We start from the raw sequence: 15,412 nt of genomic DNA on the forward strand, positions 1-15,412 counted from the left end.
AAATAGTATTGACTAAAATCCAAATTTACAATTTTAACAAATCAAAACTCATTTATATTTCAATCTGGATTCAATTATTACTTTTTTTTCTTTCCGAAATAATGACAAAAAAGCGAAATTTCTTCCTTTAGCCCCGATAGCAGTGGAAATCCTTATGTGCCGGGGTTCGGCACATAAGATTGAAACGGATAGCGGGACCAATGTTACTAAAAACACTAAATGCATCTGCTCCCAAATTAATTGTTTTATAATAACATCTCGGCTAAAAACACAAAACCCACAGTTTGAACCGTGGGTTTTTGCTATAATTATAAATCTTTAAGAAAGCGCCTGTTCCAAATCTGCAATGACATCTTCCACGGTTTCCAATCCTACAGAAACACGCACCAAACCATCTGTAATGCTCACCGCCAAACGTTCTTCAACGGTTAATTTACTGTGAGTTGTAGAGGCTGGATGTGTCACAATTGTTCTCGTATCGCCCAAATTTGGTGACAACGAACACAATTTTATTTTATCCAAAAATGCTCTTCCCGCTTCGATTCCGCCTTTGATTTCGAAGGCTACAATGTTACCACCCAATTTCATTTGCTTTTTGGCTAATTCATATTGTGGGTGTGATTTCAGGAATGGATATTTAACGGTATTTACGTTTGGATGACTTTCTAAAAATTCTGCTACTTTCAAGGCATTTTCACAATGTCTGTCTAAACGAATCGCCAAAGTTTCTAAACTTTTTGACAATACCCAAGCATTAAATGGTGATAAGGAAGGGCCAGTAAGTCGAGAAAACAAATAGATTTTTTGAATCAATTCGGCATCCCCAACTGTTATTCCTCCTAATACTCTACCTTGTCCATCTATTAATTTTGTAGCTGAATGTACCACCAAATTTGCACCCCATTTTATTGGTTGCTGTAAATAAGGTGTAGCAAAACAGTTGTCAATTATTAAAATCAAATTATGCTTTTTGGCAATTTTACCTAACAATTCCAAATCGATAATATCTACCGCTGGATTGGTTGGAGATTCTGCAAAAAGAATCTTTGTGTTTGGTTTTATAAAACTTTCAATGGTTTCTGGCTTATCGATATCAAAATAAGATGTGTCGATTCCCCATTTTGGAAAATAATTCACAAACAACGAATGTGTAGCTCCAAAAACACTGCTTGCCGAAACAATATGGTCTCCTGAGTTCAACAAAGCCGCCAAAGTTGAATACACGGCCGCCATTCCCGAGGCAAAGGCAAAACCCGATTCAGCACCTTCCATTTTACAAATTTTCTCGATAAATTCGTTGGTATTGGGGTTACTGTAACGGCTGTAAATATTTCTGTCTTTCTCCTCAGCAAAAGAAGCACGCATATCTTCGGCATCTTCAAATACAAAACTAGACGTTAAGTATAAAGGCACTGAGTGTTCTTGAAATTGCGTTCTTTCTAACTGGGTACGTATGGCTTGGGTTTCAAAACCAAATTCTTGTTCGTTCATTCTATATTTTTTGTTTAAAGTTTAAGGTTTAAATTTGTTGGAATATTCAAAACCAATCTCTTTAATTAAACTATAATAATTTGTTATTCAAAACTACTTTATAATGTACTGTTACGTTTGGCTCCAATGTTTTGGAAACTGAGCAGTATTTATCAAAAGAAAGTTGTGCTGCTTTCAACGCTTTTTCTCCATTTATTGGTCCTTCCAAATAAAACACTACATGAATATCTTTGAATGGTTTTGCTTCTCCTACTTGTACGCGTTCGCCTTCAACTTCAGCTTTGAAAGAAGTGATTTCCTGACGTTGCTTTTTTAAAATCGAAATCATATCAATTCCGCTACACCCCGCAACGCCCATTAATACTAATTCCATTGGGCTTGGTCCCTTATCGTCTCCGCCAAATTCTGGGCGACTATCTACATTTACGATATGACCTCTTTCATTTTTTAATTCAAAATGGAAGTTGTCATTTACTCTGTTTAAGCTTACTTTCATTGTTTTGCAAATTATACTTTAAAATCATTTTTTTTTATTCTTAACTACTTTTACAACTAATATATGTTGGACTATCTTTATCAATAATTGTCCCATCACCTAATTGCCCTAAAAAGTTATATCCCCACGTCCATAATCCACTATCTTTCTTTATTGCTGCAACATAATACCATCCAGAAGTTGCAAAATCCCAATTGACATCAGTACCTTTTCTTGTTGGAATTGAATTTATGCCACCTCCCCACACCCATAATGTCCCATCATTTTTAACCCCTACTGCACTCACAAAACCCGCTGCAAGTGATTTCCAATTTGCATCTTTACCTATTTGTATTGGCTTATTAACATCTTCTTTATTACCTATTCCTAATTGTCCTCCATCATTTTTACCCCACCCCCAAATGGTGCCATCAGATTTTAATGCTAATGAAAAATCAAAACTAGCGGAGACTGATATCCAATTAGATGCATTACCTATTTTTACAGGTAAATTAGTGTATAATTCTGTTCCACCATTACCAAGTTCTCCTCTATTATTACCTCCCCATGCCCATAAACTTCCGTCTGTTTGAATTCCTAAAGTGTGTCTCTCTCCTCCTGAAATATATTTCCATTTTGAAGTACCAACTTGTGTTACATTTGTAACTATTGGATCATCAACACCTACCCCTAAAGAACCTCCAACATTTGAACCCCAGGCCCATAAACTACCATCTTTTTTAATTGCGAAACATTTAAAAGAGCCAGTAGATACAAATTCCCAATCATTAGCAGTTCCAATTTGAAGAGGAGTATTTAAATTTCTCACAACTAAATCAGTATTTAATTGACGATCGTTATTACTACCCCAAGCCCATAATGTACCGTCAGACTTTATAGCCAAAGTATGATCCCTTCCAACTGAAACCTTTTTCCATGTTGTTCCTACTTGGATTTGAACAGGACTGTTTCTTTGTTCATAAGTACCATCACCTAATTCTCCATCATTGTTCACTCCCCAAGCCCATAAACTACCATCAGATTGAATTGCTACTGAATGTGAAGATCCAGAAATAGAGCTCCAACAATGAAGATTATTTTCAACTGGCAAGACAACATCTGGCAAAACATCATCGGTTCCACTATCTTTAGAACATCCAATAAACAAGAGAAAACACAATACTAGAGCAATTAGATTTTTCATATTTAATTTTTTATTTTTTTTAAATATACGTAAAATCCGTTATCTTTTTAATTCCCTTTCGATGACCACAAGACTACCCTTTATCCGACAATCTCAAAATATCTCCAAAAACGCCTCTCGCCGTTACTGCAGATCCTGCTCCTGCTCCTTGAATCACGATTGGTCTATCTCCATACGATTCGGTATAAATTTCGAAGAACGAATCTGATCCTTTCAATCCGCCCAAAGCGGTTTCTTTTGGTACCGAAACCAATTTCACTTCCAGATTTCCTTTATCATTTTGCAAATCACCCGATAATTCTCCAATGTATCGCAACACATGATTCGGTTCTTGATCTGCTTTAATTTTAGCATAAATTGGGTCAAACTCCGTCAATTTGTTTAAAAAATCAGACACATCTCCATCACGCAAATGTTCCGGAATTAAGTTCTCAATATTAATCTCTTCAAACTCGTTTTGCAAGTCCAATTCTCTCGCCAAAATCAATAGTTTTCTGCCCACGTCGTTTCCGCAAAGGTCTTCTCTTGGGTCTGGTTCGGTGTAACCATTATCAATCGCTTCTTTTAATATTTCACTAAACGGAGCATCTTTCGCAGAGAAATTATTGAATAAATAACTCAACGTTCCTGAGAAAACCCCTTTTATCTTAGTGATATTTTCACCCGAAAGATGCAATAATTTAATCGTATCAATCAATGGCAGACCGGCACCAACATTTGTTTCATAAAGGTAGGTTTTTTGATTGTCTTCTAATACTTGTCTCAACTGTTTGTAAAATGAGTAACTCAACGTATTAGCCACTTTATTAGACGAAATCAAGTCAAAACTATTCTCTGCTAATTTGATGTAATTTTCGACAAAAGAAGTAGATGCCGAGTTGTCAATGGCAATCAAATTCTCTAAGTGATGTTCATTTGCAAAAGCAATAACATCATCAATTGTATAAGAAGTTCCATTGGTTTGAATTTCATTTCTCCAATTTGGCGAAACGCCATCTTTATTCAAAAGCACACTTTTAGAATTCGCAATTGCAAAAACATTCAGCTTGATTCCTTTGCGTTTTTCAATAGCGCCGGCCGATTCCAAAATTTGGTTAATCAGCGTTCCTCCAACCAATCCGTGACCAAAAATTGCAATATTGATTTTCTTGGATACTCCAAAAATCTCTCCGTGAATCACATTCAAAGCCTTGTTCAACTCCGATTTTTTCACTACCAAACTCACGTTTTTACCCGTAACCGTGTTGTTGAAAAGGATCGGTACAATTTTGTTTTTGATTAAAGCCGTATAGGGTTTATGAAACGTGCTCAAATCCTGTCCGATAATAGAAATTACCGAAACATTATCCGTTACCGTAATTTTGTTGACGTCTTTTGAGTAAAAATCATTTTCAAATTCTTTCTCCAATTCAATCATGGCGCGAGTCGCTTTATCGGCATCAACCACAAGTCCAATTCCTCTTTCAGACGAACCTTGCGAAATAATACTAACGCTGATTTCGTTGTCTCCCATCACTTTAAAAATTCGGGCATCAACTCCAGTTTTTCCCAGTAATCCTCGACCTTCCAGATTCACCAATGCCACATTTTCCAGAACCGAAAGCGTTTTAATTCCTTCTTTATCTGCTCTGGAAGTGATTAATGTCCCTTGATTTTCGTGATTGAACGTATTCAAAATACGAAGCGGAATGTTTTTTTCCAACAAAGGAATAATAGTCTTAGCGTGCAAAATCGTTGCTCCAAAATTGGCCAACTCATTCGCTTCGTTAAAAGACAAATGATCTATTTTTTTTGCATCCAAAACCAAATCAGGATTTGCAGTATAAATTCCGTCAACGTGCGTATAATTTTGAAGTTCTGTCGCATCCAAATAATTTGCTAGCAACGAAGCGGTATAATTACTTCCATTTCTTCCTAGTGTCGTCGCTTCATTTTTACTATTGGAACCAATAAAACCAGTAACCACATTCACCGTTTCTCCATTATTTTCCTTAAAATAAGCAACAACATTTTTCTTCGAAAGCTGTTCAACCGGTTGTGCATCACCGTAATTTGAGTCCGTTTTTATCAGTTCTCTCGTATCGGCAAAATTAGCTTTTATACCATTCTTGATTAAAATAGCCGTAAGCAATTTAGCCGAAATCAACTCTCCTTTAGAAAGCACTTCATCTTTAATTTTCACGCTATAATCTCCAATAAGGCTTACACCTTCAAAAAGTTTCTCCAATTTATTAAACTCTTCAGACAAATCTACATCCTCATAAACATCTTGTTGATAGCTTTTAAAATCTTCAAAAAGAGACTTGTAATCCCCATTTTTAGAAGCCAAAGCCAATATATCTTCCAGTTCATCCGTTGCATTTCCACGTGCTGAAACCACCACAGCAATCTGCTCTCCGCTATTTACTTTTCCGGCAATAATTGCCACCACTTTATTGATTCCGTCTCCATTTGACAAAGACTTTCCTCCAAATTTTAATATTTTCATTTCGATGTATATTTTAGCTTAAAATATCCCTTTAAGCAAATTGTCTAATTGTTTGTATTCGATTAAAAAAGCATCATGCCCATGAATGGAATCAATTTCTTGAAATGTTACATTCGTTTTATGTTTTTTCAATGTTTCGTATGTTTCTTTATTTTCATTTATCGTAAAAAATAAATCCGAATTGATTCCAATAATATGAATATCCGCTTCTATTTGTGAGGCTACAGCAAGAAAAGATTCTCTATTTCTTGAAATATCTATTGTCTTCAACAATTGATTCATCAACTTGTAAGCCGAAAGCTGAAAACGTTTTTGCAATTTCTCTCCGTGATGATTCAGCCAACTTTCGATATTAAAAACCGCCAATTCTTGATTGGTTGTTCTGTCAAATTTTGCTTTAAAAGACTCAGGCGTTCTATAACACAACATGGCGTGAATGCGAGCGTCTTCAATTGGCTTAGCCGAATTATTCAAAATTTGTTCTTGCAAAAAACAATTGGCAATCAACCAATCGGTCGATTTCCAATCGGTCGCAATCGGAATTAAGTGTTTTGTTATCTTTGGTGCCAATGCGGCAATTTCCCAAGCAATCCCGCCACCGACAGAACCTCCAATAATGGCAAACAATTGATTAATCTGAAGTGCTTTAATCCCTTCTATAAAAAGTCTGGCCACATCTCTGGCCGTAAAATCCAAATAGTTTTCGATAATGGTATCGTCAAAACCATTTCCAGGCACGTTAAATGCAAGTATGGTATATGTATTGGTGTCTATCGTTCTCTTATCGCCAATAAGTACATTCCACCACCCTTTCAAACCCACCACTTGTGAATTCCCTGTTAATGCATGATTGACCAAAACAATGGGCGCTGTATGCAATGCCGGACCAAAAAGCTGATAACTCAAATTGATGGTAGCATAAAAAGCACCACTTTCGGTAGTGAAATTTTGTATTGTAATAGTGGTTGGTTTATTTTCCAATTTCAAATCTTTTTTTGATTTTTGATTTGTACCTGGAAATATTATGAAGAAAGCTAGAAAAACTAGATGAATTCTTAGTGTTATCTTTCCACGTTTGGCGTGGTAGAATGCAGCACCTTCTTCGATAAATCGAAGGGTTGCTAAGGCTTCATCGGGTCTAATCCCTCTGCCTTTCTTTATAACATTTCAATACGTTTCTGAACTTAAAGATGCAAATTAACTACAATTTTATGAAACAACCAAATTATTATTCAACTCATCTTTGAAATAATTACTGCCCATCAATTAAAAAATTGCCACGAATTGCACTAATTCTCACGATTTTTATTCCATTCAAAAAGAATAGTTCGCGTTTTTATCCGTGCAATTCGTGGCAAATAATTTTCACCTACACATTTCCAGTTATTCTCTTATTTTAAATAAAAAGAGTTTCGTTTTCTTTAGAGTACATGTGAAACAATAAAGAACTTTTGCTTTTTTTTGCTTTCAAATCGAAATTCTCATCCACATGAAACCTGGTGTGATCCAACTCTTTCATCGGATTAAACGGTTCTACTTTTATTGCATTCAAAATTGCTTTTTTTAGTAACTCTACTCTGCTTGTGATATATGTTATAGTTTTCATATCTGTATATTTATTGTTTATAATAGGTAATATGTAATTCGCATTTCTAGATTATCATTTTCGACCAATTTAGTTTTATGCTCATTTCATGATACTTTATTTTTGTAATTAATGTTTATTTTATGGCTTATAGTTCGAATGTTTCGCAACATTCTCTTTCTTTTTATAGCACAATGAGTTTCGTTTCCTAAAAAATCAATTGTGCATTTATACTTTTACTGTTAATTCGGCAAAAACGGCTGATAAATCGGCTTTTAAATCTTCTATATCTTCCAGTCCTACTGATAGTCGAATCAAATCTTTGGTAACTCCCGTGGCGACCTGCTCTGCATCGGACAACTGCTGATGTGTTGTACTCGCCGGATGGATAATCAAGGATTTGGTATCTCCAATATTGGCTAAAAGCGAAAATAACTTCGTTTCATCAGCCACCTTCTTGGCCGCTTCAAATCCACCTTTTAAACCAAATGTCAGCAAACCATTTTGTCCTTTTGGTAAATATTGCTGGGCCAAATCATAATACTTACTCGACTTCAAACCAGGATAATTGACCCAAGCCACAGCTTCCTGTTTTTCTAGCCATTGTGCCAAGGCCAATCCGTTTTCGCTGTGCTTCTGGACTCGAACTGGCAGGGTTTCCAATCCCTGTATAATCTGAAAAGCATTAAAGGGACTCAATGCAGCTCCATAATCCCGCAATCCTTCAATTCTCACTTTGGCAATAAATGCTGCGTTTCCAAGTGCTTCATGATACACTAATCCGTGATATCCTGGTGATGGTTCTGTAAACTCTGGAAACTTACCGCTGCTCCAGTCAAAAGTTCCTGCATCAATAACAACTCCCCCCAGCGAAGTACCATTCCCTGCAATATATTTGGTCAGGGAGTGTATCACTATGTTGGCTCCATGCTCAATTGGATTCAATAAATAAGGTGATGGAACCGTATTATCGACAATGAAAGGCACTTTAAAAGCTTTGGCTTCCGCCGAAATGGCTTTAAGATCAAGAACGTCTAATTTTGGATTTCCTAAACTTTCTGCAAAAAACACTTTGGTATTTTCTTTGGCAGCTTTCGTGAAATTAGACGGATCGGATGGATCTACAAATGTGGTTGTGATTCCCAATCGGGGTAATGTCGCACTCAATAAATTATAAGTCCCTCCATACAAACTGTTGGAAGCTACAATATGATCTCCTGTTTTCAACAAAACCAATAATGTAGTTGCAATAGCCGCAGTTCCTGATGCAGTAACTACTGCTCCAATTCCGCCTTCCAACGCAGCCAATCGTTGCTCCAGAATATCGTTGGTTGGATTATTCAATCGAGTATATATAAATCCGGCCTCGGCAAGACCAAATAAATTGGCAGCATGCTCCGAATTATTAAAAACATAAGATGTGGTTTGATAAATAGGCACTGCACGTGTACCTGCATGTTTTGTAACGTCATGTCCTGCGTGCAATGCATTGGTTGCAAATTTATTTGAACTCATAATTTTTTTATTTTAATTTTTAATTAACCAAAGCTTATTTTGGCTTCTATATTATTTTTTAATTCTGACTTTCTTATCCTTTGATGACTGAAAAACAAAAAACCCTTTTAGATACGTATCCAAAAGGGTTTTTTAAGTTATATGATAAACTTATACTTTTGGAATCAGCAGATACAAACACACATCATGGTATTAATACACATCATCGTCTTCGATTTGCAAATGGCGACCTGAATGTTTGAGTAATTTTGCTTCATACTGTATTGTTAACTGATGTTTATTATTATTTAAAAAAAAGACTTAAAAAAAAAGCCTCCCAAATTGTTGGGAGGCTTTTGCTATATATTTTTTGAATTTAAAATTAAGCTATACACACTCCCTACAGGACTTAACCTGAATGGCTTTTTTAGACATATTGCATACATTAAACTTCATTTTTTTCTTTTTTATTTCTATTTTACAAATATCGAAACTTTTTTTCAATAATCCTAATACTAAACGTAAATTTAATAATTAAGAAACAATTATTTCATTTCATAAATAGTTAAAAGTCAGCTTGTTATTTAATAATAAAAATTATTTATTGGCATATTCTTATATTATTTTAACAAAAATTTCTCATTTTAATCCTTTTGAAACTACAAATTAGGTCAAAAACAAAAACGCTACGTATTTGGAATGGGGGGGGTATGAATAAATCAACAACCCATATTCCTAATCCCAAAAAGATAACATTTATGCTAAGCGCTGACATAATTTTGTTCTTTGTGATAGTTAAAAATAGGTTTCAAAATATCGGATAATTGATTAAACTCTATTAAATAAGCATCGTGCCCATGAATGGATTGAATTTGATGATAAAAAACATTTTGCTTCTTATTGGTCAACTCTCTGTAAGTTTTGCGTGTTTCCTCGGCAATAAACAAATAATCCGTATCAACAGTTATTAGATGAATATTGGCTTCAATAGCATTGGCCACCGTTAGGAAATCAGACCTATTTCTTGTAATATCATTGGTTTTAAGCAAATGATTCATCAGCTTATAAGCAGCCAATCGGTACCTGTTTTTTAATTTAAAACCATGATCCAACAACCAGTTTTCTATCTGCAAAACGGATAATTCATCCAATTTGCTTCTCTTAAATCTTTGATTCACATACTCTGGCGTTCTATATAATAACGTAGCATGCAAACGTGCATCTACAATTGGATCATCGGAATGGTTCAGAATTTGGTCTTGAATTAAAACATTGGCGATAACCCAATCCGTAGCTTTCCAATCTGAAGCAATCGGAATCAAATTGTCAATTTTATCGGGTTGCAAAGCAGCCATTTCCCATGCTATTGCACCTCCCAGACTTCCGCCGATTACGGCATAAACATTTTTTACCTTTAAGAAAAACAACCCTTCCCAAAAGATTCTGGCAATGTCACGAATGCTATAATCGCGATAATTGTCTATCAAATTATCAATATTATCATCAAATCCATTTCCAGGAATATTAAAGGCGATAACCGTAAAATAATCAGTATCTACTGGTTTATTTTCACCAACGACTCCACTCCACCATCCTTTTTCTCCGGTAACATTCGAATTTCCTGTCAAAGAATGATTCACTACTACAACAGGCGCACTGCCTAATGGTTGTCCAAAAACTTGATAAAACAAAGGAAGGTAAGACTTCTGTTTCCCTATTTCTAAATCAAAATTAAAGAGATCTATTTTTTCTAAATTTTCCATTTTGAATACTTTTTAAAGTTATTTATTTAAAAACTGCCTTAGACTATAATCAATAACTAAGACAGTTTTACCTAACAAAAACTAACACTTTCTTATACCAATTGAGGTGTTTTGATGGTTTCAAAAACAGCTTTTAAATCTGCTTTTAAATCATCAATATCTTCCAATCCAACAGACAGTCGAATTAAATCTTTGGTAACTCCAGTTGCAATTTGCTCCTCATCCGACAATTGCTGATGTGTGGTACTGGCAGGATGAATAATTAGCGATTTTGTGTCTCCAATATTAGCCAATATGGAAAACAGCTTGGTGTTATCGGCTACTTTTTTGGCGGCATCAAAACCCGCTTTTAGACCAAAAGTAATCACACCACTTTGTCCCTTTGGTAAATATTTTTGCACTAAAACATAATACTTACTCGACTTCAAACCAGGATAATTTACCCAAGCCACTTCGTCCTGAATTTCCAGCCATTGGGCCAAAGCCAAAGCATTCTCACTGTGTCTTCGGATACGAACTTCTAAAGTCTCTAATCCTTGAATAATTTGGAAAGCATTAAATGGACTCAAGGCTGCTCCAAAATCTCGCAATCCTTCAATTCTTGCTTTTGCTATAAAAGCGGCATTTCCTAATGTTTCATGATAAATAAAACCATGATACCCCACAGAAGGCTCTGTAAACTCAGGAAATTTTCCGTTACTCCAATCAAATTTTCCGGCATCAATGATTACACCTCCCAAAGAAGTTCCGTTACCCGAAATGTATTTGGTCAAAGAGTGAATAACTATATCCGCTCCATACTCAATTGGATTCAATAAATAAGGTGATGCTACAGTATTATCGACAATAAAAGGAACCTTGAATACTTTGGCTTCATCCGAAATCGCTTTAAGATCCAACACATCTAATTTTGGATTACCCAAACTTTCCACAAAAAAAGCTCTTGTATTTTCTTTCGCGGCTTTGGTAAAATTTTTGGGATCTGTTGGATCTACAAATGTGGTTTTGATACCTAATCTCGGCAAAGTCACTTTCAATAAATTATAGGTTCCTCCATATAAACTGTTGGATGCTACGATATGATCGCCTGCTTTTAGCAAGACCAATAATGCCGTAGAAATAGCCGATGCCCCTGAGGCGGTAACTACTGCTCCAATTCCTCCTTCCAAAGTTGCCAATCGTTGTTCCAGAATATCATTGGTAGGATTATTTAATCTGGTGTAAATGAATCCCGCTTCGGCAAGACCAAATAAATTGGCCGCATGGTCTGAATTATTAAATACATACGAAGTGGTTTGATAAATTGGAACAGCTCTCGTTCCTCCATTTTTAGTTACGTCGTGTCCTGCGTGTAAGGCGTTTGTTGCGAATTTTTGTGTGCTCATAATTTTAAGTTTTTAAATGTTTTATAATTAGTTTTATGATTTTGCTTTGAGTTTTAAAATGAATTCGGGAAATAAAAAAGCCCTTTTGGATGATTTACCAAAAGGGCTTATAGTCGAACTATAACAAGGATTAAATCCTTTGCTTTTGGCAATAGCAAATTGGGATGCACATACGCATCATACAACACATCATCATTTTATTTACTATTGTTTTCATCTCTTTGTTTTTTTATTACTTCTTTAAAACAAAAAACCTCTGCTGTTGGCAGAGGTCTATATTGTTGTCTTTTACAATTATACAATACTGCGCCCTGCGGAAGTTTTCCACATCATACAACACATATTGCACATCATTAATTTCATTTTGTTTTTATTTGATGAAGCAAAAATGCAAACTATTTTTTAAACCACCAAGCAAAAATCAATTTATTTTTATAAATTCTATAGAATTACTAGAACTTGTTAAATTCCTCTTAATAAATTAAAAAAAACAAAAGAATAATTTGCAATTCAAAATGGTTTCATACATTTGCACCCGAATACAAGAGGAAAAATTTGAACTGATTGCAACCTCTTCATAATGAAACGGATTCATTATGGATACTGAAAAATTTTCAGTAGAAAAAAATGCTAAAGCAGAAACTCTCCTTTAGCCTTTCCAGCAATTGTTTTTCCTCGATTAATTTTTAAAATTTATAATTATTATGGCTTATTTATTTACGTCAGAATCTGTAAGTGAGGGACACCCAGACAAAGTTGCAGATCAAATTTCGGATGCATTAATTGATAACTTTTTGGCATTTGATGCTGACTCAAAAGTAGCTTGTGAAACGTTGGTAACTACTGGTCAGGTAATTTTGGCAGGTGAAGTAAAATCAAATACTTACTTAGATGTGCAACAAATTGCTCGTGAAGTAATTCGTAAAATTGGTTATACAAAAAGTGAATACATGTTTGAGGCCAATTCTTGTGGTATTCTTTCAGCCATTCACGAACAATCTGCAGATATTAATCAAGGTGTCGACAGAGCCAGTAAAGAAGAACAAGGAGCTGGTGACCAAGGAATGATGTTTGGTTATGCAACGAATGAAACTGAAAACTATATGCCTTTGGCACTAGATTTATCTCATAAATTATTACAGGAATTAGCGATTTTGAGACGTGAAAATAACGAAATCACTTATTTACGCCCTGATGCAAAATCCCAAGTGACTTTAGAATACAGCGATGACAACAAACCAACACGCATTGATGCTATCGTAATTTCTACACAACACGATGATTTTGATGAAGAAACTACTATGTTGGCTAAAATTAAGAAAGACATCATCGAAATATTGATTCCAAGAATCATTGCAAAAAATCCTGCTCACGCTCATTTATTCAATGATAAAATTCAATACCACATTAATCCTACAGGGAAATTTGTAATTGGAGGACCTCATGGAGATACTGGATTGACAGGAAGAAAAATCATTGTAGATACTTATGGTGGAAAAGGAGCTCACGGTGGTGGTGCTTTCTCAGGAAAAGATCCAAGTAAAGTAGACAGAAGTGCTGCTTATGCTACCCGTCATATTGCAAAAAACCTTGTTGCTGCCGGTGTTGCTGATGAGATTTTGGTACAAGTTTCGTATGCAATTGGAGTAGCAAAACCAATGGGTATCTTTATTGATACTTACGGAACCTCAAAAGTGAATTTAACTAATGGTGAAATTGCCAAAAAAGTAGAAGCTATTTTTGATATGCGCCCCTACTTCATCGAGCAACGTTTGAAATTAAGAAACCCTATTTATAGCGAAACTGCTGCTTACGGTCATATGGGACGTACTCCGGAAACCGTTACAAAAACTTTCTCTGCTCCTGGTGGATTAACTAAAACAGTTACTGTTGACTTATTTACTTGGGAAAAATTAGATTTCGTTGATCAAGTGAAAACTGCTTTTGGATTGTAAAAAATCTAAATTTCATCTACAAAAAAACCATTCAATTCCGAATGGTTTTTTTTTGCTTAAAATAGAAGTCTTTTTAGAGTTAATAATCATTAAAATACCAATGAACTTCATTTACTCAAAAAGCAGCACAAACTTCCGTCTCTTTATCGTATTTCAACCAGAAAACAATATATCTTGGTTGCACTGTATATCTTGATACTTTGGTCAAAAATTGAGAAAAACTATCATCATTTAGTGATGTCGTATTTAAAATATTTGTACCTGAAACTTTATATTCCCCATTGTACCCTACTTCCAAATTGGGTAAATCTTTATAATTTGTTGCTACTTTTAAGATATAGCTTTGTGTAAAACTCTCGGACGAAGCTAAAACTCGGTTCTGAATATTATTGTATTTAGCCCAATTTAAACCCAAATTGACAGACGCTTTATAATCCTTCAAAAAAGAGCAACCATAACTTCCATTTCCTGAAATAGTTTGATCTAATGTGATGACTAGTTTTTTCATGCATAGATACTATTAGTTTTTAAATCTTTTATGATGTAATCCTTGCTTATAAAAACTTATGAATACTAAAACCATTACATTATCCGTTTCTATACAGAAACTACTCTCAAAGATAAAATCAATGTGGATATACAAAAAATGGAATATACAAACTACTCACATTCAAAGATGGATTACACTTATTCTCTGACTAAAGATATTGGACACTATTCATATATGGAGGTTCAATCCTAATCTAACGAAAAGTTACAATTTCGAACTTTAATTTTAAAAAACCATAATAAAATATCCATTTACTATTTGTGGCGCACTAATTTTAGTTTTTTGAAATTGTTTGAATTCGGAAATTAATATTTCAAAATCGTTCCATAAAATACCTTTGCTAAACGCAAATTTTATCTATTTTTACAATCTTAGAAATTATGAATTTTAAAATCGCAATACCGTAATGCACATAGCTATAGCAGGAAACATAGGCTCAGGAAAAACAACTTTAACCCGATTGTTAGCCAAACATTTTAAGTGGGAACCTCATTTTGAAGAAGTAGTTGACAATCCTTACTTAGATGATTTTTACCATCAAATGGAACGTTGGTCTTTTAATTTGCAGATTTATTTCTTGAATAGTCGTTTTCGTCAAGTAATGCAAATTCGTGAAAGCGGTAAAAAAATCATTCAGGACAGAACCATTTACGAAGATGCCCATATTTTTGCGCCCAATCTTTATGCTATGGGATTGATGACGAATCGTGATTTTGAAAATTATTCTTCGCTTTTTGAATTAATGGAATCACTTGTCAAACCACCTGATCTGTTGATTTACTTAAGAAGCTCAATTCCCAACTTAGTGGGACAAATTCACAAACGTGGTCGCGAATATGAAAACACCATCTCTATTGACTATTTAAGCCGTCTCAACGAACGTTATGAAGCTTGGGTACATACTTACAACAAAGGAAAAATTATGATTATAGACGTCGATCATATCAATTTTGTTGATAATCCAGAAGATTTAGGAAGCATCATTAATAGAATAGATGCCGAATTGAACGGATTGTTTTAAA

The 15,412-nt window shown here is 34.7% G+C and carries 12 protein-coding genes and 1 riboswitch; of the genes, 2 read left to right on the forward strand and 10 right to left on the reverse strand.

The features are described from left to right. Positions 1–318 precede the first annotated feature (318 nt). From KZH69_RS15730 to KZH69_RS15765, 9 genes are all read right to left on the reverse strand, one after another. Positions 319–1,491 carry a trans-sulfuration enzyme family protein gene (locus KZH69_RS15730; protein WP_219318431.1) on the reverse strand — a complete coding sequence of 391 codons (1,173 nt, stop codon included), beginning with the start codon at positions 1,489–1,491 and terminating at the stop codon, positions 319–321. A 70-nt stretch (positions 1,492–1,561) separates the two neighbouring features. Continuing rightward, a complete protein-coding gene (locus KZH69_RS15735) occupies positions 1,562–1,987 on the reverse strand; it encodes an OsmC family protein (protein ID WP_219318432.1) in 426 nt (141 codons plus the stop codon). A 40-nt stretch (positions 1,988–2,027) separates the two neighbouring features. After that, positions 2,028–3,170 carry an RCC1 domain-containing protein gene (locus tag KZH69_RS15740; RefSeq protein WP_219318433.1) on the reverse strand — a complete coding sequence of 381 codons (1,143 nt, stop codon included), beginning with the start codon at positions 3,168–3,170 and terminating at the stop codon, positions 2,028–2,030. A 73-nt stretch (positions 3,171–3,243) separates the two neighbouring features. Further along, positions 3,244–5,658, reverse strand: a complete 2,415-nt coding sequence (gene thrA / locus KZH69_RS15745) for a bifunctional aspartate kinase/homoserine dehydrogenase I (RefSeq protein ID WP_255558199.1) — start codon at positions 5,656–5,658, stop codon at positions 3,244–3,246. An 18-nt stretch (positions 5,659–5,676) separates the two neighbouring features. Then, positions 5,677–6,639, reverse strand: coding sequence for an alpha/beta fold hydrolase (locus tag KZH69_RS20555; RefSeq protein WP_255558200.1), 963 nt, complete (start codon positions 6,637–6,639; stop codon positions 5,677–5,679). Between the two features lie 77 nt (positions 6,640–6,716). Next, a riboswitch (SAM riboswitch) is annotated at positions 6,717–6,824 on the reverse strand. 230 nt (positions 6,825–7,054) lie between these two features. Next, positions 7,055–7,264, reverse strand: coding sequence for a hypothetical protein (locus tag KZH69_RS15750; protein ID WP_219318434.1), 210 nt, complete (start codon positions 7,262–7,264; stop codon positions 7,055–7,057). Between the two features lie 207 nt (positions 7,265–7,471). Next, on the reverse strand, positions 7,472–8,758 hold the full coding sequence (locus KZH69_RS15755; protein ID WP_219318435.1) for an O-acetylhomoserine aminocarboxypropyltransferase/cysteine synthase family protein: 1,287 nt from the start codon (positions 8,756–8,758) through the stop codon (positions 7,472–7,474). Positions 8,759–9,498: 740 nt separating this feature from the next. Next, a complete protein-coding gene (locus tag KZH69_RS15760; RefSeq protein ID WP_219318436.1) occupies positions 9,499–10,500 on the reverse strand; it encodes an alpha/beta fold hydrolase in 1,002 nt (333 codons plus the stop codon). Positions 10,501–10,592: 92 nt separating this feature from the next. Beyond that, the gene (locus tag KZH69_RS15765) at positions 10,593–11,885 is read right to left on the reverse strand and encodes an O-acetylhomoserine aminocarboxypropyltransferase/cysteine synthase family protein (protein ID WP_219318437.1); all 1,293 of its coding nucleotides are present in this window, start codon (positions 11,883–11,885) and stop codon (positions 10,593–10,595) included. 704 nt (positions 11,886–12,589) lie between these two features. Between KZH69_RS15765 and metK the strand changes: the two genes are divergently transcribed. Beyond that, the gene (metK, locus tag KZH69_RS15770) at positions 12,590–13,840 is read left to right on the forward strand and encodes a methionine adenosyltransferase (protein WP_219318438.1); all 1,251 of its coding nucleotides are present in this window, start codon (positions 12,590–12,592) and stop codon (positions 13,838–13,840) included. A 115-nt stretch (positions 13,841–13,955) separates the two neighbouring features. On the opposite strand, the gene KZH69_RS15775 is transcribed toward metK, so the two are convergent. Further along, positions 13,956–14,348, reverse strand: a complete 393-nt coding sequence (locus KZH69_RS15775; RefSeq protein WP_219318439.1) for a hypothetical protein — start codon at positions 14,346–14,348, stop codon at positions 13,956–13,958. Positions 14,349–14,796: 448 nt separating this feature from the next. Here KZH69_RS15775 and KZH69_RS15780 point away from each other — a divergent pair, with 448 nt between their 5' ends. After that, a complete protein-coding gene (locus tag KZH69_RS15780; RefSeq protein ID WP_219318440.1) occupies positions 14,797–15,411 on the forward strand; it encodes a deoxynucleoside kinase in 615 nt (204 codons plus the stop codon). Position 15,412 lies beyond the last annotated feature (1 nt).

This window comes from Flavobacterium taihuense, from assembly GCF_019351435.1.
In the GTDB taxonomy this organism is placed as follows: domain Bacteria; phylum Bacteroidota; class Bacteroidia; order Flavobacteriales; family Flavobacteriaceae; genus Flavobacterium; species Flavobacterium taihuense.

Excerpts from the sequence above, each read along its gene's own strand:
- thrA (WP_255558199.1), bottom strand. The coding sequence starts at position 5,658 with ATGAAAATATTAAAATTTGGAGGAAAGTCTTTGTCAAATGGAGACGGA.
- KZH69_RS15730 (WP_219318431.1), bottom strand. The coding sequence starts at position 1,491 with ATGAACGAACAAGAATTTGGTTTTGAAACCCAAGCCATACGTACCCAG.
- KZH69_RS15765 (WP_219318437.1), bottom strand. The coding sequence starts at position 11,885 with ATGAGCACACAAAAATTCGCAACAAACGCCTTACACGCAGGACACGAC.
- KZH69_RS15750 (WP_219318434.1), bottom strand. The coding sequence starts at position 7,264 with ATGAAAACTATAACATATATCACAAGCAGAGTAGAGTTACTAAAAAAA.
- KZH69_RS15735 (WP_219318432.1), bottom strand. The coding sequence starts at position 1,987 with ATGAAAGTAAGCTTAAACAGAGTAAATGACAACTTCCATTTTGAATTA.
- KZH69_RS15755 (WP_219318435.1), bottom strand. The coding sequence starts at position 8,758 with ATGAGTTCAAATAAATTTGCAACCAATGCATTGCACGCAGGACATGAC.
- KZH69_RS15740 (WP_219318433.1), bottom strand. The coding sequence starts at position 3,170 with ATGAAAAATCTAATTGCTCTAGTATTGTGTTTTCTCTTGTTTATTGGA.
- KZH69_RS15780 (WP_219318440.1), top strand. The coding sequence starts at position 14,797 with ATGCACATAGCTATAGCAGGAAACATAGGCTCAGGAAAAACAACTTTA.
- metK (WP_219318438.1), top strand. The coding sequence starts at position 12,590 with ATGGCTTATTTATTTACGTCAGAATCTGTAAGTGAGGGACACCCAGAC.
- KZH69_RS15760 (WP_219318436.1), bottom strand. The coding sequence starts at position 10,500 with ATGGAAAATTTAGAAAAAATAGATCTCTTTAATTTTGATTTAGAAATA.
- KZH69_RS15775 (WP_219318439.1), bottom strand. The coding sequence starts at position 14,348 with ATGAAAAAACTAGTCATCACATTAGATCAAACTATTTCAGGAAATGGA.